Source organism: Saccharopolyspora sp. ID03-671 (assembly GCF_045278815.1).
Classification (GTDB): domain Bacteria; phylum Actinomycetota; class Actinomycetes; order Mycobacteriales; family Pseudonocardiaceae; genus Saccharopolyspora; species Saccharopolyspora ipomoeae.
The window spans coordinates 4,496,973-4,521,761 of sequence record NZ_CP134054.1 but is presented as its reverse complement, the minus strand read 5'-3'; the positions used below and the strand labels follow the sequence as shown (position 1 = coordinate 4,521,761).

Sequence of the window (24,789 nt, the reverse complement as noted above, 5' to 3'; positions counted from 1 at the left end):
CTCTTCGGGTCCGACCGGCCACTAGAACGTCGACCGGCGTCCTTTCCACTGGTCACGACCCCGATGGGCGCGAACCGCGCCGTCGAGCAGCAGCACGCCGAACAGGGTCCCGCTGACCGGCGCGAGCGGCGCGAGCTCCGGGTTCGAGCGCATGAACCGGGCCGTCCCGGCGTGCGCGGCGCCCTGCGCGGCGCAGCCGAGCAGCCCCAGCGCGGTCAGCACCGGCCTGCGCCTGCGCCCCACCAGCACCGACAGCGGCGCGGCCAGCGACATCGCGATCTGGCCGAGGCCGATGGCCGCCAGCGTCGGCGCCGAGCCCTTGGTGCCGGCCACGAAGCTCTTCCGGAACGACGCCCAGCCCTGCCCGAACGGGTCCATACCGCTGGTGCGCAGGTGGTCGAGGCCGTCGACGGTGCGCGTGGTGCCGCCGTGGTCGCGCACGGCGGTGGCGATCGCGACGTCCTCGTTGCGGATCGCGGAGAACGCCGCCCAGCCGCCGACCTTCTCGTAGTGGGAGCGGCGCACCAGGATGCAGTGCCCGATGGCGAAGGCCTTGCGGCCCCGGCCGTCCGGCGAGGCGTTCTCCCCGATCAGCTGCAGGCCCGGCGGCATGAGCAGCGGCCAGGTGGCGGAGGGCTGCGCGGGCGGGCCACCCGGCGTGGACACGAGGTCGGCCTCGACGGAATCAGCGGTGGCCAGCAGGCGGCTGAGCAGCTCGGGCGCGGCGACCGTGTCGGCGTCGAGGAACAGCAGCCACTCCCCGGCCTCCGGCGGGCCGGACGCCTCCACGCCGACGTGCATCGCGTGCACCTTGCCGCCCCAGCCCGGCGGCGGCGAGTCCACCCGGATCGGCACGACGCGCGGGTCGCGCCGGGCGGCCTCGCGCGCGATGTCGCCGGTGCCGTCGGTCGAGCCGTCGTCGACCACGACGACCTTGAGCAGGCCGTCCTGACCGGCGCCGTGGGTCTGGCCGATGATCGAGTCCAGGCAGTCGGCGAGCACGGCGGCCTCGTTGCGGGCCGGGACGACGACGGTGACCTTCGGCGGGGAGACCGCACCGCTGCGGGGTTGGCGCAGCGGGACGATCGCGCGCGTCTGGCGCAGCGTCCGCGCGCTGCGGATCAGCACTCCGGCGGCGACCGCACCGAGCCCCCAGGACCAGCCCTTGGTGTGTCTTCGCGGTGAAACCACGCCCTCAGACTGCCACGAAAGGGGCAAAGAGGCGCTGTGCAAACGCCCGAACTGGTCTTGAACTTCGCGTTGCGCCGAAACCCCGCACCGGTTGCGAACAGCTCAGAAACCCCAGCTCGAACGGCCCCACCGAAAACCGCGGTTTTCGACGTGCAAAAACCCCGGTTTTCGCGCGACGAAAACCGCGGTTTTCGACACGAGGGACTCGAACGGCCCTGTCTCGAGCTGCGCCGACTCGGACCGCGCCGTCGGACTGCGGCCCCGCCTCAGACGGCGCCGTACTCGCGGTCTCCGGCGTCGCCGAGGCCCGGGACGATGTAGCCGGACTCGTTGAGCCGCTCGTCGATGCTCGCGGTCACCACGCGCACCGGCAGTCCCGCTTCCTCCAGGCGCCGGACGCCCTCAGGGGCGGCGAGCGTGCAGATCGCGGTGACGTCGGTGGCGCCGCGCTCGACCAGCAGCTCGATGGTGTGCACCATCGATCCGCCGGTGGCCAGCATCGGGTCGAGCACCAGCACCGGGCGGCCGGTCAGGTCCGCGGGCAGCGACTCCAGGTAGGGCGTGGGCAGCAGGGTCTCCTCGTCGCGGGCGAGCCCGACGAAGCCCATCTGCGCCTCGGGGATCAACCGGTGCGCCTGGTCGGCCATGCCCAGCCCGGCCCGCAGCACCGGCACCAGCAGCGGCGGGTTCGCGATCCGGTAGCCGGTGGTCTTGGCGACCGGCGTGTGGATCGGCTCCTCAGCCAGCTCGGCCCCCCGCGTCGCCTCGTAGATGAGCATGAGCGTCAGCTCCTGCAACGCGGCCCGGAACGCAGCGCTGTTGGTGCGCGCATCGCGCATCGTCGACAACCGCGACTTCGCCAGGGGGTGATCCACAACCCGAACATCCATGACCGACAACAGTAACGACCAACCCCCGCCCCAACACCACCGACGTGCACAAACGTGTCCCCAGTCGCACACCGACGACGACAACCCGATGCCGACCCCGCCCCAGACCAACCCGCGCACGAATCCACCCCAGAGCAGCACGCTGTGCGCGATGGGAAGTTCTCATGGTTCCCGACCGAACCGCCGACCAACTCCCCCAAGCCCTCAGAACTCCTGAAGGCGACAGGACTTCACCTCCGCACTTGGCGGCCGGGGCGAGCCTCAGCTCTGCTTGGGTGCGCCTCGGCAGGGGGCAGTTTTAGTGAAAACTGTCCGGACATAACGGACATTGATCATGGGTGATTCGAGGAAAAACTGTCCCCTGCCGAGCACCACGACGACGCGGTCGGGGCATCCGGGCCGGGGAGCGCGGAGCGAGGGTGGATTTTGTGGATTGTGCGGGTGGCGGGTTGGTTCCATCGGGGTGCCGGCGGGTGGTGTGGACCTAGACTGCGGGCATGGCTCGGACGCCTTTTGATCTTGATGACGCCGTGCGGGATGACCGGTCGCTTCGGCGGTTTCTGCGCGGGCTGCCCGGGGTGGACCAGGTGGGGTTGGAGCAGCGGGCTGCCGGGTTGGCGACTCGGAGCATCAAGAAGGCTTCGAAGCTGCAGGCCATCGACACCGCGATCTCGATGGTGGACCTGACGACGCTGGAAGGCGCCGACACCGAGGGCAAGGTGCGGTCGCTGTGCGCCAAGGCGCGCCGCCCCGATCCCGGGCAGGACGGGGTTCCGCAGGTCGCTGCCGTGTGCGTGTACTCCGATCTGGCCGCCGCGGCCGTCGAGGAGCTCGACGGGTCGAGCGTGCACGTGGCCTCGGTGGCCACCGCGTTCCCGTCCGGGCGGGCGGCGCAGGCCGTGAAGCTCGCCGACGTGGAGCACGCCGTGGCGGCCGGGGCCGACGAGATCGACATGGTCATCGACCGGGGCGCGTTCCTGGCCGGGCGCTACGGGCAGGTCTTCGACGAGATCAAGGCCGTCAAGGCCGCCTGCGGGGACGCGCACCTCAAGGTCATCCTCGAAACCGGCGAGCTCGCCACCTACGACAACGTGCGCCGGGCCTCCTGGCTGGCGCTGCTGGCCGGGGGCGACTTCATCAAGACCTCCACCGGGAAGGTCTCGCCCGCCGCGACGCTGCCGGTCACGCACCTGATGCTGCAGGCCGTGCGCGACTGGCGGGACGCCACCGGTGAGCTGCGCGGCGTCAAACCCGCAGGCGGCATCCGCAGCACCAAGGACGCGATCCGCTACCTGGTGGCGGTCAACGAGGTCGCCGGACCCGAGTGGCTCACCCCCGAGCTGTTCCGGTTCGGGGCGTCCAGCCTGCTCAACGACCTGCTGATGCAGCGGCGAACCCAGCTCGAAGGCCACTACAGCGGCCCCGAACACGTGGCGGTGGACTGATGACCAGCCCTTGGGAGTACGCGCCCGCGCCGGAGTCGCGCGAGCTCGCCGACCTCAAGCCGAACTACCGGATGTTCGTCGACGGCGAGTTCGTCGACGGCGGCGGCCAGCCCATCAAGACCCTCAACCCGGCGACCGGGGAAACCCTCGCCGAGGTCTCGGCCGCCGACACCGGCGACGTCGACCGGGCCGTCGCCGCCGCTCGCCGCGCCTACGAGCAGGTGTGGTCGACGCTGCCGGGCAAGGAGCGGGCCAAGTACCTGTTCCGGATCGCGCGGCTCATCCAGGAGCGCGGCCGCGAGCTGGCGGTGCTGGAGACGCTGGACAACGGCAAGCCCATCAAGGAGTCCCGCGACGTCGACATCCCGACCGCGGCCGCGCACTTCTTCCACCACGCCGGGTGGGCCGACAAGCTCGACCACGCCGGGTACGGGCCGAACCCGAAACCGCTGGGCGTGGCCGGTCAGGTGATCCCGTGGAACTTCCCGCTGCTCATGCTGGCGTGGAAGATCGCACCCGCGCTGGCCTGCGGGAACACCGTCGTGCTCAAGCCCGCCGAGACGACCCCGCTCAGCGCGCTGGTCTTCGCCGACCTGTGCCGCCAGGCCGGGCTGCCGCCGGGCGTGGTCAACATCGTGCCCGGCGCCGGGGACGTCGGGGCGGCGCTGGTGGCGCACTCCGATGTGGACAAGGTGGCGTTCACCGGTTCCACCGAGGTCGGCAAGCAGATCCAGCGCGCGGTGGCCGGGACCGGCAAGAAGCTGACGCTGGAGCTGGGCGGCAAGGCCGCCAACATCGTCTTCGACGACGCCCCGCTGGACCAGACCGTCGAAGGCATCGTCACCGGCATCTTCTTCAACCAGGGCCACGTGTGCTGCGCGGGTTCCCGGCTGCTGGTGCAGGAGTCGATCGCCGAGGAGCTGCTGGAGAAGCTGCGCGCGCGGGTGAGCGCGTTGCGCGTCGGCGATCCGCTGGACAAGAACACCGACGTGGGCGCGATCAACTCCGCCGAGCAGCTCGGCAAGATCACCGAGCTGGCCGCCAGCGGCGAGTCGGAGGGCGCTCAGCGCTGGAGCAGCCCTTGCGAGCTGCCCGAACGCGGTTTCTTCTTCGCGCCGACGGTGTTCTCCGAGGTGCAGCAGTCGATGCGGATCGCGCGCGAGGAGATCTTCGGCCCGGTCCTGTCGGTGCTGACCTTCCGCACGCCCGACGAGGCGATCGCCAAGGCCAACAACACGCCGTACGGGCTGTCGGCGGGGATCTGGACGGAGAAGGGTTCGCGCATCCTGTGGGCGGCGCAGCAGCTGCGGGCGGGCGTGGTATGGGCCAACACGTTCAACCGGTTCGACCCGACCGCGCCGTTCGGCGGCTATCGGGAGTCCGGGTTCGGCCGCGAGGGCGGTCGGGCCGGTTTGGAGGCGTACCTCGATGTCTGACGTGACCGGCCGGTTGGCCGTTGCCAAGACGTGCAAGCTCTACATCGGTGGCGCGTTCCCGCGCTCCGAGTCGGGACGGGTGTTCGCGGTGACCTCTGCCGACGGGGAGTTCCTGGCCAACGTCGCCCACGCCTCCCGCAAGGACGTGCGGGACGCGGTTTCCGCGGCGCGCAAGGCCTTCGGCGGCTGGTCGGGCGCCACCGCCTACAACCGAGGTCAGGTGCTGTTCCGCATCGCAGAGGTGATGGAGGGCCGCCGCGAGCAGTTCGCCGCCGAAGTGGCTGCGGCCGAAGGCGTCTCGCACGGCGCAGCACTGTCCACAGTGGATGTGACGGTGGACCGGCTGGTCTGGTACGCGGGCTGGACGGACAAGATCGCAATGGTGCTGGGTGCGTCGAACCCCGTTGCGGGACCGTACTTCTCGTTCTCCACGCCGGAGCCGACCGGTGTCGTCGGAGTGCTCGCACCGCAGGAGTCGTCACTGCTGGGCCTGGTGAGCGTCGTCGCGCCGGTGATCGCGGCGGGCAACACCTGCGTGGTGGTGACCTCGGGCGAGCGCCCGCTGCCCGCGATCACGCTGGCCGAGGTGCTGGCGACCTCCGACGTGCCCGGCGGGGTGGTCAACCTGCTGACCGGGCGGGCCTCCGAGCTCGGCCCGTGGCTGGCCTCGCACGCCGACGTCAACGCGCTCGACCCGACCGGCGCCCCGGCCGAACTGCGCGGCGAGCTCGCGCGCTCGGCCGCCGACACCGTCAAACGGGTGCTGCCGGTCCGCGGTGAACCCGACTGGACCGGCGAACCCGACCTCCAGCGCCTGCGCGCCTTCACCGAGATCAAAACCGTCTGGCACCCGGTGGGGACGTAGGTCCCGGCTGGAACGTCATTTCTTCTCGGGGTAGCGGACGCGGCCTCGGCGGATGGAGTGGATGAGCATCCCGAACATGGCGACCAGGAACACGGCGCCGAGGGTGAGGATCAGCCAGCTCGGGGCGGTGATGACCGGGGTTTCGTCGTCGAGGTACCAGCGGGCGGGGAACTGCGCGGCCAGGCCCACGACCGCCGCGACGACGGCTCCGATGCCGTAGATCTTGCGGTGGCTGAACGCGGTGCGCGCGTAGAACAGCAGCACCGCGAAGGCGATGATCGCCACCAGCATCAGCGGCTGCGACACGACGTCGCTCATCGTGTAGTGCACCCCGGCGGGGTCCATCGACAGCCCGTCGCCCCAGAACCGCTGGCCGAACAGCGCCAGGACCGCCGCGAGGACGAAGGTGAGGATGACTCCGCCGGTCGAGCGCTTGCCGGTGGCGGGGTCGAGCTGCGCGGCGACCTGCCGGGCGTACTCGCGGGGCTTGCCGAACGCGTCCACCGGGTCGTCCCCGGTTTCGGCGACGTGCGCCTCGACCTCGGCGAGCACCTCGCCGATGCGGTCGCCGGATATCTCGTGGAAGCGCAGGGCCTTGTACAGGTCGTCGCGGTACTTCGCGTCCAGCGTCATCATGCCTTCATCCCTCGTTCGACAACGGTGATCGAGTTCCGGGCGAACTCGGTCCACTTCGGTCCCATCTCGGCCAGCACGGCGCGGCCCTGGTCGGTGAGCGTGAAGAACTTCCGCCCCGGGCCGCCCTCACCGGCCCGCCACTCGGTGTCCAGCAGGCCGTCGGCGGCCAGCCGGTTGAGCAGCGGGTACAGCGTTCCGGCCTTCATGTCCGGCAGTCCGGCCTCGGCCAACCGCTGCAGCAGCGTGTAGCCGTAGCCCTCCCCGCCTTCGGCCAGCAGCGCGAGCACCGCGAGGTCGAGCACCCCGCGGAGCCACTGCGTCTGCCTGGTGGTCGTCCGTTCCGCCATGACTAGAACGTAACACCGACTAGTGTGTGAGACCAACTAGTGGGTCGGAAAAAATCCCCACCGGATCTCCGATGGGGATGCGACCAGGAGTTGTTGAGCGATGCGGCGGAGCCGCACCCTCGTTCACCACCCTCGAAACCGGCACCGCCGCAGGTTCTGATCGGCTTCGCGGCGAGCACGCCGGGACGCCGTGCAATTGGCGTACATCAGGAGCGGCGCCCGGAGTCCACGAAGCCGATCAGGTTCCGCTACCCGCACCGCCAAGCAGAGGAATTCCCGCACAGCCCCTAGCGGATTTGCCAGTCCAGGCGGCCGTCCTCGGTCACCGTCGGGTAGCTGTGCCCGGCCGGGACGCCGTTGATCAGGGCTCGGTGGACGTCGGTCAGCATCGCCGCGATGCCCTGCCACTCCGGCCGCAGCACCTGCGCGTGCTCCTGCTCCCACTCCAGCACGCAGCCGTGCAGCGGACCCGGTCTCAGGTCCACCACCAGCTCGTCGGCGAACCCGTCGCCGGCGATCGGGATCCACGACGGGTGGAAGCTCGATCCCGGCGAGCCCGCGTAGTAGTCGCAGGCCGGCCGCTCCCACTGCGCCGTCCAGTTCTTGCGGTGATCGCGCCACGACGCCAGCGCCTGCTCCGCCCCGTAGGGCGTGTAGAACGGCGGCAGGACGTCGGCGAGCACATCGCCCTCGGTGCCACCGCAGCTGAGCCACAGCGCGCGCAGCTCGCCGGGGAGCTCCACGGAGAACTCGGCCTCCAGCTCGGCGAAGTCCGGTTCCCGGACGGGCGGACGCAGGGCGGCTGCGGTGACCGGCGCATGACGCCCGAGCCAGTGCGCGATCTGACTCCACAGCTCCGTGACATTCATTCTGATCATGGTCTCGCCCCGGGAACCCCGGCGGTACCGCCAAAGGGGACCCGGCGAGAACGGTGAGCCCCGCGACGAACCACTGGGCCGAACAGCGGAACCGCGTTCCTCCGACGCCGCAGAAGCGACAGACCATCGTTACGAACTGTTCCGTTGACCGTTGCAATGATCGAACCAGCTACGGTGACACCGGACCAGGGCACTAGCGGCCCAAGGCCAACCCGTAGGCTCCCGCGGGGTCTGGTTCCGGTGACCGGAGGTAGAGAGATGGCGCAGGACATCGTCCCCATCGAGCTCGGGCTGCCGCAGGGCGACGTCGTCACCCTGTGGGCACCGCACTGGCGCGAAGATGGCGAGGAATGGGAAGCGTTCCTCGGATACGGAGATGACCTCTACGGATTCCCCGATCCCGCGCGGCTGGCCGCGTTCGTCAGAACCGCGCGCGAGCACGACCTCGACGACCACCCCGCCTGGCACGTGGTACCCGCGCTGTCGGCCGTGGAGCTCAGCCCCGACGAGGACCACCAGTTCGACCTCGTCGGCGTGCCGGAGCTGGTGGCCGAGCCGCTGGACACCTGGACCGTCGCCGAGCTCGCCGACATCGTCGAGATCGCCCGGTCGCTGGCCGAGGTGTGCGAGCTCGACGCCGTCACCGAGGTCCTCGACGCCGCCGACGGTTTCTCGCTGCTCAACCAGGGCATGCTGGCCTTCAACGGCCGCGACGGGCAGAAGCGCTGGAACGAGGTGTGCAAGGTCGTCGTGGAGCGCTGGGACGAGGTCCTCGACGCCATCGACGCCGTGGTGAGCACCCCCGAGGTGCCCGCGGACGCGGTCGCCACCGCCGAGACCGAGCTCGCCGAAGCGCTGGAGACCGACGCCGACGAGGAGACCGCCGCGGCCACGCCGTCCGACGTGGACGAGATCGAGGAGGTCGAACTCGGCTTCTGGGGCGAGATCGGCATCGACCCGATCCACATCATCACCAGCGACGCCGAGTACTACACGCTGCGCTGCTACCTCGGCGACGACCCGGTCTTCCTCGGCCACGACGGCAAGATCGACGTGTTCGGATCGCCGCGCGCCCTGGCCCGCTTCCTCACCGACGACGAGGCCGTCGAGGACACCGACATGGCCCGGGTCGCCACCTGGCAGCAGCTGCGCGACGCCGCCACCGGCGGCGAGCTCGACGTCCAGGTCGAGTCGGACAACACCTACGTGCTCAACGGCCTCGACACCGACCTGCTCGCCGGTCCGTCCGAAGTGGACCCGACGCAGCTCGACCTCGCCGAGGAACTGCTGCTGGACGCGGCCGCCTGGGCCGGTGACGACACCGCCGACAAGGCGCTGCAGTCCTCCGAGCGGCTGGGCTGGCTGGTCTCGTTCGTGCTGCGCCCGAACCCGAACCGGATGCCCCCGAGCGCACCGTTCGACGACGAGGTCGAGGTGTGGCGCAAGCTGGTCGCGGACCTGGAGGCCCGCTTCCGGACGCACTGATCAGGCGGCCTCGGTGAGCGCCTGCAGCCCCGGCAGGGCCTCGTTGTAGGCCTGCCGGAGGCCCTTGCGCGCCCGGTAGACCAGGGCCGCCGCGCTGTTGCGGCTGATGTTGTAGCGGCGGCTCAGGTCCGACGGCGTCTGGTTCTCCACTTCCACCGACCACAAGACCTGGCGCCAGCGCTGCGGCAAGCGGGAGAACGCCTCGCAGACCCGGGTGCGCTCCCACTCCTCGCTGATCGGATCGGTGCACGGCACCGGTTCCTGCGGTTCGCAGTAGCCGTCCAGATCAGCGGCGAGCAGCGTGCGGCGGGACTTGGCGGCGTGGGCGGCCGCGAGGTTGCGGATCGTGGTCAGCAGGTAGGCGCGGAACGCCTGCTCCGGACCGCCACCTCGGCGCAGCACGTCGAGGATCTTGGTGAACGCCTCGGAAACCAGGTCCTCGGCATCAGCGGGAACGGTCGCGACCTGGACCGCCATCGTGTGGGCCGCGGCCTGGTGCCGGGCGTAGAGCTCCGCGAACGCGACCATCGACCCGGAACGGACGTTGCGCAACAACTTCCGGTCGTCGCCGGCTGGCATCGGATACCCCTCGTTGGCTGACTGCTTTCAAGTCTCCCGCCGCGCCGGAGAGGCCGACAAGGCACGGCTTTTCAGATGGTGATCCCGGAACCGCTCAGTTCCAGCTCGGGTAGTTCCCGGCCACGGCCAGGGACCGCGAGATCCGCTCGGCCGCCGCGCGCAGCGGGCGGACGTAGTCGCGGGTGGTGGCGAGCTTGCGCGCCGGGAACGAGATGGCCAGCGTGACCGGCAGATCCGCGACCCGGATCGGCGCCGCCAGGCACGCCGTGCCCAGCGAGTACTCCTCGGTGTCGGTGACCAGCGCCGACCTCGGGGCCTCCACCAGGTCGCGCAGTCCGGTGATGGTGCGCGGGGTGAGGCCCTCCGGCGGGTGGCGGCGGAAGTGGTCGGTGCGCTCGTCCTTGCTCAGCCCGGACAGCAGGCACTTGCCGACAGCGGTGGCGTGCGCGGCCTGGCGGAAGTCGACCCAGGCGTCCACGCGGGGTGTCCGGGGGCTGTCGACGATCTCGTCGACCAGGACCTCCCCGTCGTCGTAGCGGGCCAGGTACGTGGCCGCGCTGAGGTCCTCCCGCAGCTCGATCATCGTGCTGCGGATCGTGCTGCGCAGCTGCTGCGCCTGAGCCGCGTCGTGCAGACCGGCGACCTGCTCGCCGACGATGAACGCGCCGTCGTCCAGCTTGGTGAGGTAGCCCTCGTGAACGAGGGTGCGCAGCAGGTGATACGTCGTGGGCAGGGCTAAACCCGTGTTGCGGGCCAGGCACTTCGCCGTGATGCCGCTCGGGTGCTGCCCGACCACCTCCAGCAGCCGAAGAGCCCGCTGGACCGATGCGATCAACGTGGGTTCGCTGCCTCTGTTCACCTGCGCCTCCAGGACCGTGCAGCGGCTCGTACCTGCGGGACTCCGGCAGCACCCCGTCGCGCCGCCGGAGACCACGCAGCCTACTTGCCGCGCACCGCCCGAGTCATACCAGCATGTCCGAATATCCCGGCTTGATCTGCTCGTTGATGATGGCCAGTCGTCCGTCGAAACCGATGAACGACGACTTCATCGCGTTCACCGTGAACCACTGGAACTCCTCCCAGCCGTACCCGAATGTCTCATGCAGCGCGGCGAATTCGCTGGACATCGAGCAATGACTCATCAACCGGTTGTCGGTGTTGACCGTGACCCGGAAGCGCAACCGGGCGAGCAGCCCGATCGGATGATCGGCGAGCGCGGAGACCGCCCCGGTCTGCAGGTTCGACGACGGGCACATCTCCAGCGGGATGCGGCGGTCCCGCACGTAGGACGCGAGCCTGCCCAGGTGCACCGTGCCGTCGTCGTCGACCTTGATGTCGTCGACGATCCGCACGCCGTGCCCGAGGCGCTCGGCGCCGCAGTGCTGGATCGCCTCCCAGATCGAGGGCAATCCGAACGCCTCACCTGCGTGAATGGTGAAATGCGCGTTCTGCTGGCGCAGGTATTCGAAGGCGTCGAGATTGCGAGTGGGCGGAAATCCCGCCTCCGGACCCGCGATGTCGAAGCCGACGACCTGCGCGTCGCGATAGCGAACGGCGAGATTGGCGATTTCGGTGGATCGCGCGTTCTGCCGCATCGCGCACAGCAGCGTGCCGATTCGGATTCGCTTGCCCGCGGCCGCCGCGCGGCGCTCTCCCTCGCGGAATCCGTCCTGCACGGCCTGCACGATCTCGTCCAGGGTCAGGCCCTGCTCCTGGAACAGCTCCGGCGCGTAGCGGACCTCCGCGTAGACGACGCCGTCGTCGGCCAGGTCCTCGGCGGCCTCGGCCGCGACGCGGGACAGCGCGTCCGCCGTCTGCATGACCCCGACGGTGTGCGCGAAGGTCTCCAGGTAGCGCTCCAGCGAGCCCGAGTCGGCCGCGGTCACGAACCAACGCGCGAGGTCATCGGCGTTGTCGTGGGGCAGACCGTGATAACCGCCCTCGCGGGCGAGGTCGAGGACGGTCTGCGGACGCAGCCCGCCGTCGAGGTGGTCGTGCAGCAGCACCTTCGGCGCCTGCCGGATGTTTTCCAGGTTCACCGGTGTCGACATGCGCCTACGTTACCCGCCTGCCCTCGGCGCCTCACAGAGCGCCACCGCACGATCACCCTGGGGCCTCACAGCTGTTCAGCGGCGCTCCACCGCTGCGCCGATCGGGGTTCACTACCAATTGGCCCAACATGACCCGCGAAAAAACTCACCCGTATGGAGGCAATCACGATTCTTGCTGCATCCGGTTCAGGATCGCTGATCCCATCAGACCAACGAAACAGAGCTGATCGGACCCAATTGGCGGATCAATGTCGCCGAATGTAACGGGGGGCGGCTATGGGCGCGAGAAAGGAGTGGCTAGGCTTCTCTAGTCCTCACCCCCCTCGACGAAGGACGCCCCTAGCCGTGACCGAGAACATGTCGTTCGACCGCATGCGCAACATGCTCACGCGTGCGGCTGAGATCCGCGAAAGCGAACAGCAGCAGATTTTCGACGCACTCGACGAAATCCACGCCCGGCTCTCCCCGCTGGAGTCCCTGGGCTCCGTGCGCAAGCGCCTGTCCGAGCTGCCCGACCGCACCGAGGTCAGCGTCCTCGCCGAACGACTCGACGAGGCCCTGGCCAAGCTCGAGGCGCACGACGGCGCGCTGCTCGACCTCAAGGGCGCTGTCGAGGCCGTGGTGGACAAGCTCGCCAAGCCCTTCGCCCAGCTCGACGGCCGCCTCGACGGCGTCGCCGGTCGGATGGACGGCGTGTCCGGCCGCATGGACGGCCTGGAGGACAAGCTCGGCCACATCCACAACCGGATGGACGAGCTCGGCGCGCACCTGGACAAGCAGGACGCGCGCCTGGAAGCCCTTCCGGCGTCGGTCAACGACCCGGTGCGCGACCGCATCGACTCGCTGGAGACCAGCCTGCGCGGCCGGTTCGCCGAGATCGACGAGGGCGTGCACGAGCACCTCGACGGCACCCGCGAGGCCCTGCAGCGCGCGGTCACCGACTCCGCGGGCACCACCCAGAAGGACCTGAGCGAGGCCCAGAAGGAGCTGGCCGCGTCGCAGAAGGAGCTGGCCGACGCCGTCGCCGGCACCCGCGACCAGCTGGACGGCAAGCTCGACCACCTCGCCGAGCGCCCGGCCGTGGACCCGACCGACAAGCTCAACGACCTGGCGCAGCGCCTCGAAGCGCTGACCGACCGGCTGGACCAGGTCTCCGGTCGCCTGTCGCAGGTCGAGGAGGGCGTCAACACCCGCATCGACACCGTCGAGCAGGGCGTCAACTCCCGTTTGGACACCGTCGAGGAGGGCGTCAAGACCGGCCTGGGCGAGCTGGGCGGCACGCTGTCGCAGAACCTCTCGCAGCTGTCCGGCACGCTGTCCCAGCGTCCCGACGCCGACAAGCTCAACGCGCTGGTCCGCGAGGCCAACGAGGAGAGCGAGCAGCGGCACGCCGGTCAGCTGGACGAGGCGATGGCGACCTTCGCCGAGCTCATCCTCGGTGGCAGCGCCCAGTCCACCCCGCCGCCGCCGACCACGCTGCCCCGGCAGCAGCGCCGCGGTCGCTCGAAGAGCGCCAAGCGGGAGAGCAGCGAGAACAAGGCCATCGAGAGCGGCGACGAGGACTTCACCGCCGAGAGCGCCTGATCATCGGTCCGAGGTGACCTTGTCGAGGATCAGCGGTGTCGACTCCACGTCGGCACCGCTGATTTCGTACGCGGCGGCGAGTGCTTCCCGAACCGGTTCGAGGGTCTCGGGCCGGTCGGTGTGCAGTTCCAGCAGCGGCCGGCCCTCGGTGACCTGCTCGCCTGGTTTGACCAGGCAGCGCACGCCGGCGCCGTGGTCGACGGCGTCCTCCTTGCGGGCCCGGCCCGCGCCGAGGCGCCACGCGGCGAGGCCGACGGCGTAGGCGTCGAGGCGGGTGAGCGTTCCGGTGGCCGGTGCGGTGACGGTCTCGACGTGCCGGGCGCGCGGGAGCGCGGCGTCGGGGTCGCCGCCCTGGGCGGCGATCATCCGGCGCCACACGTCGTGCGCGCGGCCGTCGGCCAGCGCCTCCGCCGGGTCCACTTCGGACACCCCGGCGCGCCGCAGCATCTCGCGGGCGAGTTCGACCGTCAGCTCCACGACATCGGGTGGCCCGCCGCCCCGCAGCACCTCGACGCTCTCGGCGACCTCCAGCGCGTTGCCGACCGCCCGGCCCAGCGGAACCGACATGTCGGTGATCAGCGCGCTGACCCGAAGCCCGTGCGCCGCACCGATGTCGACCAGCGCGGTGGCGAGTTCCCCGGCCTGATCGGGGGTTTTCATGAACGCGCCGGACCCGCACTTGACGTCGAGCACCAGCGACTCGACGCCTTCGGCGATCTTCTTGCTCATGATCGAGCCGGCGATCAGCGGCACGGACTCGACGGTCCCGGTGACGTCGCGCAACGCGTAGAGCTTCCGGTCCGCGGGGGCCAATCCCTCGGTCGCCGCGCAGATCACCCCGCCGACCTCGCGCAGCCGGTCGCGGATCTCGTCGGCGCTCAGGCTCGCCCGCCACCCGGGGATCGATTCGAGCTTGTCCAGCGTGCCGCCGGTGTGCCCCAACCCGCGGCCGGACAGCTGCGGAACGGCGGCCCCGCACGCGGCCACCAGCGGGGTCAGCGGCAAGGTGATCTTGTCCCCCACGCCCCCGGTGGAGTGCTTGTCCACGGTGGGCCGTCCCAGTCCGCTGAGCACCAGCGTCTCGCCGGAGGCGATCATCGCGGCCGTCCAGCGGGCGGTCTCCGGTGGCGTCATCCCCCGCAGCAGCACGGCCATCGCCAGCGCCGACATCTGCTCATCGGCCACCTCACCCCTGGTGTAGGCATCGATGACCCAGTCGATCTGCTCATCGCTGAGCCGACCCCCATCACGCTTCACCCGAATCACGTCCACCGCGGAATGCACGACGACACCTCCAGCACTCGGCCGCTCACTTCGCCCTCACCAGTACAGAGGCGCACACCGCCGCTGAAAATGCACGTTCGGCCGAATGCACCTCGATCGTGTGGTCTTTCCTCGGCACCGCACCGGTTTCCGCCGAGGTCGACGCGATTTCGATGGAAGTCGGGTCCCTGATTTCCATTGAAATCGGAGCCCCCGGCGGTACCCGGCCGGTGTCAGAGTTCGAAGGCGTCGGGGAGGACCCGGTGCATCGGTAGGACGCCCCCGGGGGTGTCGACGAGGCAGTCGGGGCCGCCGAGTTCGTGGAGGATCTGGCGGCAGCGGCCGCAGGGCATGAGGAGGTCGCCGGTGCCGCTGCGGGAGGCGACCGCGACGAAGCGGCCGCCGCCGGTGAGGTGGAGCTGGCCGGCCAGCGTGCACTCCGCGCACAGCGTGACGCCGTAGGAGCCGTTCTCGACGTTGCAGCCGGTCACGACGCGGCCGTCGTCGCAGAGCGCGGCGGCACCGACCTGCAGCCCGGAGTACGGGCAGTAGGCCAGCGCCGCGGCCTCGACCGCCTTGGCGCGCAACGATTCCCAGTCGACGTCCACCTAGTCCATCCCCCTCCGGTACTGCAGCCCGTTGGCCGCCGGTGGTCGCAGCTGCTGCGCGGCCACGCCGAGCACGACCAGCGTCACCAGGTGCGGCGTGTAGGCCGTGAGCTCCTCGGGCAGCTCGTCGGTGAACCAGTACACCGAGTACATCGCCGCCGCGGCCACCAGCGAGATCCCCGCGGCGAGCCAGTGCCGCCGGTGGACCTGCAGCGCCGCGACCACCACCAGCAGCAGGGTGGCCCCGTAGAACAGCGCGTGCACGCTGGTCTCGCCGCTGCGCAGCTGCAGCCCGTCGGAGTAGCCGAACAGCGCGGCACCGCCGAGCAGCCCGCCCGGCCGCCAGTTGCCGAAGATCATCGCGGCCAGGCCGATGTAGCCCCGGTTGTTGGTCTGGCCTTCGAGGTACCCGGCCTGACCGGGGTTGAGGATCAGCGCGGCGCCGCCGATCCCGGCCAGCGCGCCGGAGATGATCACGGCGAGGTACTTGTACCGGTAGACGTTCACCCCCAGCGACGCGGCGGCGACCGGGTTCTCGCCGCAGGACCGCAGCCGCAGCCCGAACGGCGAGCGCCACAGCACCAGGTAGCTCACCGGGACCAGCAGGTAGGCCAGCATCGTCAGCGGCGAGACGCCGGAGACCAGCCCGCCGAGGACGCCCGCGACGTCGGAGATCCCGACCCGCTGCAGGTCCTCCAGCTGCTGGAGCCAGCCCGCGACCGGCTGCATCGAGTAGGTGTCGAACTTCGGCACCGGCGGCGACTGCCGGGGGTTCTGCGAGATCGGCTCGAAGATCAGCGTCGACAGGTACTTCGCGGCCCCGGCGCCGAGCAGGTTGATCGCCACGCCGGAGACGATGTGGTTGACGCCGAAGGACACCGTGGCGATCGCGTGCAGCAGCCCGCCGAGCGCCCCGAACGCGGCGGCCGCGATCAGCCCGGCCAGCGGTCCCCACTGATACCCGGCCCAGGCACCGCCCCAGGTACCCATGATCATCATGCCTTCGAGGCCGATGTTGATCACGCCCGCGCGTTCGGCCCAGAGCCCGCCGAGCGCGGCCAGCAGGATCGGGATGCCCAACCGCACGGCGGCCTGCACGGTGCCCGACCCCGTCAGCTGCGGCACGCCCGTCTGGTACGAGGTGATCGCCAGCGCGACGAACCCGACCACGACCCACAGCAGCACCCGCGCCCAGCCGGGCAGCTTCTTCCCGCCCTGCCCTGCGGAAGGGATCCTTCCTGCCAACACCGAGGTCACGCCCGCTCACCCCCGCTCGCGGCGACCGGTTCCGGGGCCCGGAGCGCGGTGCCGACGCGCCGCTGCTCGGCGGCCAGCTCGCGGCGGCGCACCAGCTCGTAGGCGACCACGACCGACAGCACGATGGTTCCCTGCAGGATGGTCACGATCTCCTTCGGAACGCCGATGTTGTCCAGCGTCAGCGAGCTCTTGTCCAGGAACGACCACAGCAGCGCGCCGAAGGCCACTCCCAGCGGGTGATTCCGCCCCAGCAGCGCGATGGCCAAGCCCGCGAAGCCGTAGCCGGTCGGGAAGTTGATGGTGAACGTGTGGTCGCGGCCGAGGATCTCCGGCAACCCGGCCAGGCCCGCGATCGCTCCCGAGAGCAGCATCGCGGTCAGGACCATGCGCTTGGAGTTCACGCCGCCCGCGCGCGCCGCCGTGGGCGACAGGCCCGAGGCGCGCAGCTCGAAGCCGTAGCGGGTGCGATCCACCAGCAGCGCGTACCCCACGCCGACCAGCACGGCCAGCAGCACCAGGCCGAACACGGTGCCCGCACCGCCCAGCGGCAGTCCCGGCACCAGACCGCTCGGCGGGATGATCGCGGTGCCCTGGCTGTTGCCGCGCATCTCGCCGAAGACCCGCACCAGGAAGGCGATCAGGCCGATGGACAGGGTGTTGAGCATGATCGTGGAGATCACCTCGGACACCCCTCGGTAGACCTTGAGCAGGGCCGCGATGCCGCACCACACCGCTCCGGTGACCGCGCCGACGACCACGACCAGCGCGGCGTGCAGCCCGAACGGCAGGCTCACCGCACCGGCCACGATCGCGGCCACGCAGGCCGCCAGTCGGCACTGGCCCTCGATGCCGATGTTGAGCAGGTTCATCTGGAACCCGATCGCCGCCGCGATGGCCACCAGGTAGTAGGCGCCCGCCGTGTTGACGATGTCCACGGCGGTCGTGCCCCGGCCGACCTGGGCGACCATCTCCAGCAACGTCGCGATCGGGTCGGCCCCGGAGACCAGCAGCACCGCGCTGCACAGCACCGCGGAGAAGACGATCGCCAGGGCCGGCGGCAGCAGCCGCGCCCGCCAGGTGTTCACACCGCCTCCTGGGTACCGGTCATGGCAGCTCCCAGCTGCTCGGGCGTCACCGAGCGCGGGTCGGCCTCGGCCACGAGGCGGCCGCGGAACATGACCCGGACGGTGTCGGACAGGCCGATGAGCTCGTCGAGGTCGGCCGAGATCAGCAGCACCGCGAGGCCCTCGGCGCGGGCGCTGCGCAGGTGCTCCCAGATGCCCGCCTGCGCGCCCACGTCCACGCCCCGGGTGGGGTGCGCGGCGATGAGCAGCCTCGGGTCGCCGGACAGCTCCCGGCCGATGATGAGCTTCTGCTGGTTGCCGCCGGACAGCGCGGCGGCGTCGACGTCGATGCCGGGGGTGCGCACGTCGAACCGCTCGACGATGCGCCGGGTGTCGTCCTTGGCGCCCTGCCGGTCGATCCAGGGGCCCCGGGAGACCGGTGGCCGGGTCTGGTGGCCGAGGACGCGGTTCTGCCACAGCGATTCGTCGAGCAGCAGCCCCTGGCGGTGTCGGTCCTCGGGTACGTAGCCGATCCCGGCCTCGCGCCGGGCCAGCGTGCCGAGCCCGGTGATGTCCCGGTCTTCCAGCTCGATCCGACCGGAGGTGATCGGGCGCATGCCCATGATCGCCTCGACGAGCTCGGTCTGGCCGTTGCCCTCGACCCCGGCGATGCCCACGACCTCGCCGGAGCGCACGGTCAGGTCGATGCCGGCGAGCACCGGGCGGTCCCCTTCGAGCGCGTCGAGCCCGGTGACCGAGAGCACCGCGCGGTCGGTCACCGTGGACGGTCCGCGCTCGGGGACGGGCAGCTCGCTGCCCACCATCATCTCGGCCAGCGCGCGGCTGCTGACCTCCGAGGCGGCGACGGTGCCCACGGTGGTGCCGCGCCGCAGCACCGTGACGGTGTCGGCGATGCCGCGCACCTCGTCGAGCTTGTGCGAGATGAACAGGAACGTGAACCCCTGCGCGCGCATGGTGCGCAGGGTCGCGAACAGCTCGTCGACCTCCTGCGGCACGAGCACGGCGGTCGGCTCGTCGAGGATGATGATCCGCGCGCCCCGGTAGAGGACCTTGAGGATCTCCACCCGCTGCCGCTCGGCCACGCCCAGGCGCTCGACCAGCTCGTCCAGCCGCACCTCGAAACCCGCCTGCTCGGCGAGTTCCCGGATCCGGCGCCGCGCCTCCGCGCCGATGCCGTGGGCGCGTTCGGCGCCGAGCACGACGTTCTCCAGCACGGTCAGGTTGTCGGCGAGCATGAAGTGCTGGTGGACCATGCCGATGCCGGCCTTGATGGCCTCGGCGGGGGTGCGGAAGGCGACCTCCTCGCCGCGCACCCGGACGGTTCCCGAGTCCGGCGCCTGCATCCCGTAGAGGATCTTCATCAGGGTCGACTTGCCCGCGCCGTTCTCCCCGCACAGCGCGTGCACCTCGCCCGCGCGCACGCGGAGGTTGACGTCGGAGTTCGCCACGACGCCGGGGAAGGTCTTGGTGATCCCGGTCAGCTCGACGGCGGGCGGGTCACCGGGGTCGGGTTCGGCAGAGGTGTTCATGGCGCTCCTGGACGGGTCTCACCGGCAGCGAACCAGGGGGACGCTCAACAGTGGACGGTTTCACCGCGCGACCGGCGTTCTTGGCGTGAACACGCCACCGTCACGACGCGCTCACCGCCCCGAGGACGAAATTCCGAGGTTCTCGGCCGGTCGATTACCGCAGTTTTCGACCGGCCGAGAACCGCTGCTTTTCGTCGGGTCGAATACCGCGGTTCTCGACCCGACGAAAACAGCAGGGGTGATCAGGGCTGTTCGGGGACCTTGATCTGGCCGCTCGCGATGGCCGCCTTGTAGGCGTCGAGGGTCTGCTCGAGGTCGTCGATCTTGCCGCCCGAGGTGGAGTAGGTGACCCCGTCGATGGCGACGTCGAACTTCTTCGGCACGGTGCTCAGGTCGTCGCGCGCGACACCGGCGATGTAGTCGTAGACCGCCAGGTCGATGCGCTTGAGCATCGAGCTGATGATGACGTCCTTGTACTCGGCCACGGTCGGCTGGTTGTACTGGTCGGAGTCGACCCCGATGGCCTGCGCGCCCGCGCCCTGGACGGCGCCGAACACGCCCTTACCGGAGGCGCCCGCCGCGTGGTAGATCACGTCGGCGCCCGCTTCCAGCTGGCCGGTGGCGACCTCGGAGCCCTTGTTCGGGTCCTGGAAGCCGCTGAAGTCACCGGCCGGGGTCAGGTACTCCCGCTCGATCCGGATCTCCGGCGCGGCGGCCTTGGCGCCCGCCTCGAACCCGGCCTGGAACTTCTGGATCAGCGGCGTCTGCACGCCCCCGACGAACCCGACGTGGCAGCTCTTCGACTTGTGCGCGGCCACCACGCCCGCCAGGAAGGAGCCCTGCTCCTCGGCGAAGACCAGCGAGGTCACGTTCGGCACGCCGTCGATCTGCTCGTCGATGATGGCGAACTTCGTCCCGGGGAACTCCGGCGCGACGATCTTGAGCGCGTCGGCGTAGGCGTAGCCGACCGCGATGACCGGGTTGAAGCCCTCGCGGGCGAGCTGGCGCAGCCGGGTCTGCTTGGCGTCCTCCGGCTCACCGGCCCCGGCGTCGAGCTCCTTGGTCTCGCCCAGGCCCATGTCGCCCTTGGCCCGGTCCAGGCCCGCGACCGAGGCGTCGTTGAACGAGGCGTCCCCGCGACCGCCGATGTCGAAGGCCAGCCCGACCCGCATCCCGCTCGCGTTCGGCGGCGGCAGCTGCTGGGTCGTCGAGCCGGTCGGCGCCGCCGTCGCCGCGGGCGGCGCGTTCAACCGGCACGGCCCGCTCCCCCCGTCGGCGCTCCCCCCGCCGGTGTCCTTCGCGCAGCCCGCCAGCGCTAACGCGCCGGTGAGCAGCAGTGCGACCGTCGCGACGCCTCCGCGTCGTCCGGCACCCGAGCGCCGTGCTGATGTCGGCGTTCGCCGCATGCCGTTCCCCTTTCATCCGAGGGCACCGAGCCTCCCCCGGCCGCGCCCCGGATCAGCGGGACGAGCGGCGCCCGAGCGAAGATCCACTTTCGGGTGGATCTCACGCTCAGGACTCGGCGCACGTCAGCCGGTGACGTGACTCTCGAAATTAAGGCTTGACGCTGCTGCTTACGCATTGCTCGCGCGTCACGAAATGATTTCTTGCTCGATTAACCCCGCCACCCGGCTTGTCTGGTCGATCACAGACAGCTCGGGCGAGTAGGCCGAGGCGATTAGTCGGGTCTAGCATCCCATTCGTCAAGGCCCCAGTTCGTGGCCGGTGACGGGAATGCACCCAACATCGCTTGGGACCAACTGCAACTCGGGGCCGGCCGCCCTCGTTCCCGAACGCGGGGCCGCCAGTCCACCAGCGAGGTTGGAGGCCTTCCACCATGGCCAGCACCACCGCCTCCGCGGCCGACGCACCGACGCGCGCCGAAAGCGTGCGCGCCAAGGGACGTCTTTACCGCGGCGATCTGGGCATGTGGTCGTGGGTCGCCCACCGGATCACGGGCGTACTCACCTTCTTCTTCTTGTTCGTGCACGTCCTGGACACCGCCCTCGTCCGGGTGTCGCCCAACGCGTACGACACGGTCATCGAGACCTACAAGCACCCAGTGATGATCCTGTTCGAGCTCGGGTTGCTGGCCGCAGTGCTCTTCCACGCGTTCAACGGCATCCGCGTCATGCTGGTCGACTTCTGGTCCCAGGGCACGAAGTACCAGAAGCCGATGCTGTGGACCGTGATCGGGCTCTGGCTCGTCCTGATGATCCCGGCCGCGATCAGCATGCTCACCCGCGCCGTCACGGAAATCCTCGGGGGTTAAGCGCCAATGTCCGTCACCGACGCACCTCTCGCCGTGGAGAAGCCGCGCACCCCGAGCCGGTCCGCCGCACGACGCAACAACTTCGAGCTCTACGCCTGGTTGTTCATGCGTCTGTCCGGTGTGGTCCTGCTGTTCCTGGTGCTGGGCCACCTGCTGATCATGCTGTTCCTGGACGGCGGCGTCCACAAGATCAACTTCGCCTTCGTGGCGGGCCGCTGGGCCTCCCCGTTCTGGCAGTTCTGGGACTTGACGATGCTGTGGCTGGCCGGCCTGCACGGCGGCAACGGGCTTCGTACCGTCATCAACGACTACTCCCGAAAAGACGGCACGCGCTTCTGGCTGAAGATGCTGCTGTACGTCTCCGTCCTGCTGACCGTGGGTCTGGGCAGCTTCGTGATCTTCACCTTCGACCCGAACATCGGCTAGCGCCGCAGAGACGACCACAGCGTGGCGAGGCTGAGCCGATCGCGGGTCCCGCCACAGCCCGAGGAGGCGACCATGCAATTCCACAAGTACGACGTGGTCATCGTCGGCGCCGGTGGCGCCGGGATGCGCGCCGCGATCGAGTCCGGCCAGCGCGCCAGGACCGCGGTGCTGACCAAGCTGTACCCCACCCGCTCGCACACCGGTGCGGCGCAGGGCGGGATGTGCGCGGCGTTGGCCAACGTCGAAGAGGACAACTGGGAGTGGCACACCTTCGACACGATCAAGGGTGGTGACTACCTGGTCGACCAGGACGCCGCGGAGATCATGGCCAAGGAGGCCATCGACGCGGTCCTGGACCTGGAGAAGATGGGGCTGCCGTTCAACCGGACCCCCGAGGGCAAGATCGACCAGCGCCGCTTCGGCGGTCACACCCGCGACCACGGCAAGGCCCCGGTCCGCCGGGCCTGCTACGCCGCGGACCGCACCGGCCACATGATCCTGCAGACGCTGTACCAGAACTGCGTCAAGCACGGCGTGGAGTTCTACAACGAGTTCTACGTCCTCGACGTCATGATGAGCGAGGACGCCAACGGCGAGCAGGTCTGCACCGGCGCCATCGCCTACGAGCTGGCCACCGGCGAGATCCACGTCTTCCAGGCCAAGTCCGTCGTGTTCGCCACCGGCGGTTTCGGCAAGGTCTTCAAGACGACGTCCAACGCGCACACCCTCACCGGTGACGGCATGGGCATCATCTACCGCAAGGGCCTGCCGCTGGAGGACATGGAGTTCTACCAGTTCCACCCGACCGGCCTGGCCGGTCTGGGCATCCTCATCACCGAGGGCGTCCGGGGTGAGGGCGGCATCCTCCGCAACGCCGACGGCGAGCGCTTCATGGAGCGCTACGCCCCGACGATCAAGGACCTCGCACCGCGCGACATCGTCGCCCGATCGATGGCCCTGGAGGTGCTCGAAGGTCGCGGAGCTGGTCCGAACAAGGACTACGTGCTCCTCGACGTCACCCACCTCGGTGAAGACCTGCTGATGTCCAAGCTTCCGGACATCATGGAGTTCTCCCGCACCTACCTGGGCGTCGAGCCGACCGAGGAACCCGTCCCGGTCTACCCGACCGCGCACTACGCGATGGGCGGCATCCCCACGAACGTGCAGGGCGAGGTGCTGCGGGACAACGAGAACGTCGTCCGCGGCCTCTACGCCGCCGGTGAGTGCGCCTGCGTCTCGGTGCACGGTTCCAACCGCCTGGGCACCAACTCGCTGCTGGACATCAACGTGTTCGGCCGCCGCTCGGGCATCGCCGCCGCCGAGTACGCCCACAGCGCCGAGTTCGTCGACATCCCGGAGAACCCGGCCAAGCTGGTCGAGGGCATGGTCGACCACCTGCGCACCAACACCGGTGGCGAGCGGGTCGCGACCATCCGCACCGAGCTGCAGCAGACGATGGACGCCAACGCCTCGGTGTACCGCACCGAGGAGACGCTGAAGACGGCGCTGTCGGACGTGCAGGCGCTCAAGGAGCGCTACGGCCGGATCGCCGTGCACGACAAGGGCAAGCGGTACAACTCCGACCTGCTGGAGGCCATCGAGCTGGGCTTCCTGCTCGACCTGGCCGAGGCCCTGGTCAACGCGGCCCTGGCCCGCAAGGAGTCCCGCGGCGGTCACGCGCGCGAGGACTACACCTCCCGGGACGACACCAACTTCATGCGGCACAGCATGCAGTACAAGGTGCTGCCCGAGTCCGAAGATCCGAACGCGCCGCTCGGGTTGACCGGGTTCCAGGCCGACATCCGCCTGGACTACAAGCCGGTCACCGTCACCCGGTACCAGCCGATGGAGCGTAAGTACTGATGACTGCCGCCACCACAGAACCGAACCCCACGCAGATCCCGGACGACGCCCCGCCGATCCCGGACGACGCGGTCATGGTCACCGTCAAGATGCTCCGCTACAACCCGGAGCAGGACGAGGAGCCGCACTGGGAGTCGTACCGGATCCCGGCGCTGCCGTCGGACCGCGTGCTCAACCTGCTGCACTACATCAAGTGGTACGTCGACGGCACGCTCACGTTCCGCCGCTCCTGCGCCCACGGCGTGTGCGGCTCGGACGCGATGCGGATCAACGGCGTCAACCGGCTCGCCTGCAAGGTCCTCATGAAGGACATGCTGAAGAAGGACGGCGAGACCACGCTGACCATCGAGCCGATCAAGGGCCTTCCGCTGGAGAAGGACCTGGTCGTGGACATGGAGCCGTTCTTCGAGGCCTACCGGTCGGTGCAGCCGTACCTGCAGACCAAGGGCAACGAGCCGACCCGCGAGCGGATCCAGTCGGTGGCCGAGCGGGAGCGCTTCGACGACACCACCAAGTGCATCCTGTGCGCGGCGTGCACCACGTCGTGCCCGGTGTACTGGTCGGACGGCAACTACTTCGGCGGCCGCGATCGTCAACGCGCACCGGTTCATCTTCGACAGCCGCGACGAGGCCGCTGAGGAGCGCCTGGACATCCTCAACGACGTCGACGGCGTGTGGCGCTGCCGCACGACCTTCAACTGCACGGACGCCTGCCCGCGTGGCATCCAGGTCACCAAGGCGATCCAGGAGGTCAAGCGCGCGCTGATGTTCCGCCGCCGCTGACCGGCACAGCTCAACGGCGCCCACCCCGCACACGGGTGGGCGCCGTTGTCACGTTCAAGGGGTCACGTTCAGGAGCGGGTGGCTCGGAAGGCGCGCCAGCCGAGGACCCCGATGATGGTGCCCAGGACGAGCGAGACCACGGCGATGACCAGGTGGACGATCAGGTAGGCCGTGGGGCTGCCCTGCGCCCAGGAGTGGTCGCTGTTCCAGATGTTGCGCATGAACGTCGGCCACAGCAGGTAGGACCAGACCCCGAAGGCCAGCAGGAACAGCGCAACTCGGCGAGAAATCGTCACGTCCCCGAGTATCCGCTGTT

General features: G+C 69.9%; 23 protein-coding genes and 1 pseudogene. 9 read left to right on the top strand and 15 right to left on the bottom strand.

Annotated features, from left to right (window positions below; genetic code table 11):
• Positions 1-21 precede the first annotated feature (21 nt).
• Positions 22-1,191, bottom strand: a complete 1,170-nt coding sequence (locus REH65_RS20925; protein WP_406688764.1) for a glycosyltransferase — start codon at positions 1,189-1,191, stop codon at positions 22-24.
• Positions 1,192-1,457: 266 nt separating this feature from the next.
• Positions 1,458-2,081 carry a uracil phosphoribosyltransferase gene (gene upp, locus REH65_RS20920; protein ID WP_406688763.1) on the bottom strand — a complete coding sequence of 208 codons (624 nt, stop codon included), beginning with the start codon at positions 2,079-2,081 and terminating at the stop codon, positions 1,458-1,460.
• Positions 2,082-2,578: 497 nt separating this feature from the next.
• On the opposite strand from upp, the gene deoC reads away from it, so the two are divergent.
• The 3 genes from deoC to REH65_RS20905 are packed head-to-tail and all read left to right on the top strand — an operon-like array spanning position 2,579 to position 5,827.
• On the top strand, positions 2,579-3,526 hold the full coding sequence (deoC, locus tag REH65_RS20915) for a deoxyribose-phosphate aldolase (RefSeq protein WP_406688762.1): 948 nt from the start codon (positions 2,579-2,581) through the stop codon (positions 3,524-3,526).
• Positions 3,526-4,962, top strand: a complete 1,437-nt coding sequence (locus tag REH65_RS20910) for an aldehyde dehydrogenase family protein (RefSeq protein ID WP_406688761.1) — start codon at positions 3,526-3,528, stop codon at positions 4,960-4,962. Before deoC ends, REH65_RS20910 begins: the two co-directional genes overlap by 1 nt.
• Positions 4,955-5,827 (top strand): aldehyde dehydrogenase family protein, encoded by an 873-nt coding sequence (locus tag REH65_RS20905; protein ID WP_406688760.1) that lies wholly within the window; start codon positions 4,955-4,957, stop codon positions 5,825-5,827. Before REH65_RS20910 ends, REH65_RS20905 begins: the two co-directional genes overlap by 8 nt.
• A 15-nt stretch (positions 5,828-5,842) precedes the next feature.
• Here REH65_RS20905 and REH65_RS20900 read toward each other — a convergent pair whose 3' ends face one another.
• From REH65_RS20900 to REH65_RS20890, 3 genes are all read right to left on the bottom strand, one after another.
• Positions 5,843-6,463: an HAAS signaling domain-containing protein gene (locus REH65_RS20900; RefSeq protein WP_406688759.1), complete on the bottom strand. Its 621-nt coding sequence runs from the start codon at positions 6,461-6,463 to the stop codon at positions 5,843-5,845.
• Positions 6,460-6,810: a PadR family transcriptional regulator gene (locus REH65_RS20895; RefSeq protein WP_406688758.1), complete on the bottom strand. Its 351-nt coding sequence runs from the start codon at positions 6,808-6,810 to the stop codon at positions 6,460-6,462. Before REH65_RS20895 ends, REH65_RS20900 begins: the two co-directional genes overlap by 4 nt.
• Positions 6,811-7,097: 287 nt before the next feature.
• Positions 7,098-7,679: an SMI1/KNR4 family protein gene (locus tag REH65_RS20890; RefSeq protein ID WP_093413906.1), complete on the bottom strand. Its 582-nt coding sequence runs from the start codon at positions 7,677-7,679 to the stop codon at positions 7,098-7,100.
• 267 nt (positions 7,680-7,946) lie between these two features.
• Here REH65_RS20890 and REH65_RS20885 point away from each other — a divergent pair, with 267 nt between their 5' ends.
• Positions 7,947-9,173 (top strand): primosomal protein, encoded by a 1,227-nt coding sequence (locus tag REH65_RS20885; protein WP_093413907.1) that lies wholly within the window; start codon positions 7,947-7,949, stop codon positions 9,171-9,173.
• Here the strand turns inward: REH65_RS20885 and REH65_RS20880 are convergent, their stop codons facing one another.
• From REH65_RS20880 to REH65_RS20870, 3 genes are all read right to left on the bottom strand, one after another.
• The gene (locus REH65_RS20880) at positions 9,174-9,752 is read right to left on the bottom strand and encodes an RNA polymerase sigma factor (protein ID WP_406688757.1); all 579 of its coding nucleotides are present in this window, start codon (positions 9,750-9,752) and stop codon (positions 9,174-9,176) included. It abuts the gene before it with no gap.
• A 94-nt stretch (positions 9,753-9,846) separates the two neighbouring features.
• Positions 9,847-10,611 (bottom strand): IclR family transcriptional regulator, encoded by a 765-nt coding sequence (locus REH65_RS20875; RefSeq protein WP_406688756.1) that lies wholly within the window; start codon positions 10,609-10,611, stop codon positions 9,847-9,849.
• A 103-nt stretch (positions 10,612-10,714) separates the two neighbouring features.
• Positions 10,715-11,803, bottom strand: coding sequence for an adenosine deaminase (locus REH65_RS20870; RefSeq protein WP_406688755.1), 1,089 nt, complete (start codon positions 11,801-11,803; stop codon positions 10,715-10,717).
• A gap of 345 nt (positions 11,804-12,148) precedes the next feature.
• Here REH65_RS20870 and REH65_RS20865 point away from each other — a divergent pair, with 345 nt between their 5' ends.
• Positions 12,149-13,387, top strand: coding sequence for a hypothetical protein (locus tag REH65_RS20865; RefSeq protein ID WP_281455200.1), 1,239 nt, complete (start codon positions 12,149-12,151; stop codon positions 13,385-13,387).
• Here REH65_RS20865 and REH65_RS20860 read toward each other — a convergent pair whose 3' ends face one another.
• The 6 genes from REH65_RS20860 to REH65_RS20835 all read right to left on the bottom strand — a co-directional run bounded on the left by REH65_RS20860 (position 13,388) and on the right by REH65_RS20835 (position 20,535).
• Positions 13,388-14,644, bottom strand: coding sequence for a thymidine phosphorylase (locus REH65_RS20860; RefSeq protein ID WP_406688754.1), 1,257 nt, complete (start codon positions 14,642-14,644; stop codon positions 13,388-13,390).
• Positions 14,645-14,883: 239 nt separating this feature from the next.
• Positions 14,884-15,258, bottom strand: coding sequence for a cytidine deaminase (locus tag REH65_RS20855; RefSeq protein ID WP_406688753.1), 375 nt, complete (start codon positions 15,256-15,258; stop codon positions 14,884-14,886).
• Positions 15,259-16,515 carry an ABC transporter permease gene (locus REH65_RS20850; protein WP_406688752.1) on the bottom strand — a complete coding sequence of 419 codons (1,257 nt, stop codon included), beginning with the start codon at positions 16,513-16,515 and terminating at the stop codon, positions 15,259-15,261.
• Complete coding sequence (locus REH65_RS20845; protein ID WP_406688751.1) at positions 16,512-17,600, bottom strand: ABC transporter permease; 1,089 nt, start codon at positions 17,598-17,600, stop codon at positions 16,512-16,514. Before REH65_RS20845 ends, REH65_RS20850 begins: the two co-directional genes overlap by 4 nt.
• Complete coding sequence (locus REH65_RS20840; RefSeq protein ID WP_406688750.1) at positions 17,597-19,129, bottom strand: ABC transporter ATP-binding protein; 1,533 nt, start codon at positions 19,127-19,129, stop codon at positions 17,597-17,599. Before REH65_RS20840 ends, REH65_RS20845 begins: the two co-directional genes overlap by 4 nt.
• Positions 19,130-19,371: 242 nt before the next feature.
• Positions 19,372-20,535: a BMP family protein gene (locus REH65_RS20835; RefSeq protein ID WP_406688749.1), complete on the bottom strand. Its 1,164-nt coding sequence runs from the start codon at positions 20,533-20,535 to the stop codon at positions 19,372-19,374.
• A 431-nt stretch (positions 20,536-20,966) separates the two neighbouring features.
• On the opposite strand from REH65_RS20835, the gene sdhC reads away from it, so the two are divergent.
• From sdhC to REH65_RS20815, 4 genes and pseudogenes are all read left to right on the top strand, one after another.
• Positions 20,967-21,401 (top strand): succinate dehydrogenase, cytochrome b556 subunit, encoded by a 435-nt coding sequence (gene sdhC / locus REH65_RS20830; protein ID WP_281455207.1) that lies wholly within the window; start codon positions 20,967-20,969, stop codon positions 21,399-21,401.
• 6 nt (positions 21,402-21,407) lie between these two features.
• Positions 21,408-21,827 (top strand): succinate dehydrogenase hydrophobic membrane anchor subunit, encoded by a 420-nt coding sequence (locus REH65_RS20825; RefSeq protein ID WP_281455208.1) that lies wholly within the window; start codon positions 21,408-21,410, stop codon positions 21,825-21,827.
• Between the two features lie 72 nt (positions 21,828-21,899).
• The gene (gene sdhA, locus REH65_RS20820) at positions 21,900-23,690 is read left to right on the top strand and encodes a succinate dehydrogenase flavoprotein subunit (RefSeq protein WP_281455209.1); all 1,791 of its coding nucleotides are present in this window, start codon (positions 21,900-21,902) and stop codon (positions 23,688-23,690) included.
• Positions 23,690-24,473, top strand: a pseudogene (locus tag REH65_RS20815) (succinate dehydrogenase iron-sulfur subunit). Before sdhA ends, REH65_RS20815 begins: the two are co-directional and overlap by 1 nt.
• Before the next feature lie 68 nt (positions 24,474-24,541).
• Here REH65_RS20815 and REH65_RS20810 read toward each other — a convergent pair.
• A complete protein-coding gene (locus REH65_RS20810) occupies positions 24,542-24,769 on the bottom strand; it encodes an SCO4848 family membrane protein (protein WP_406688748.1) in 228 nt (75 codons plus the stop codon).
• Positions 24,770-24,789: the final 20 nt, after the last annotated feature.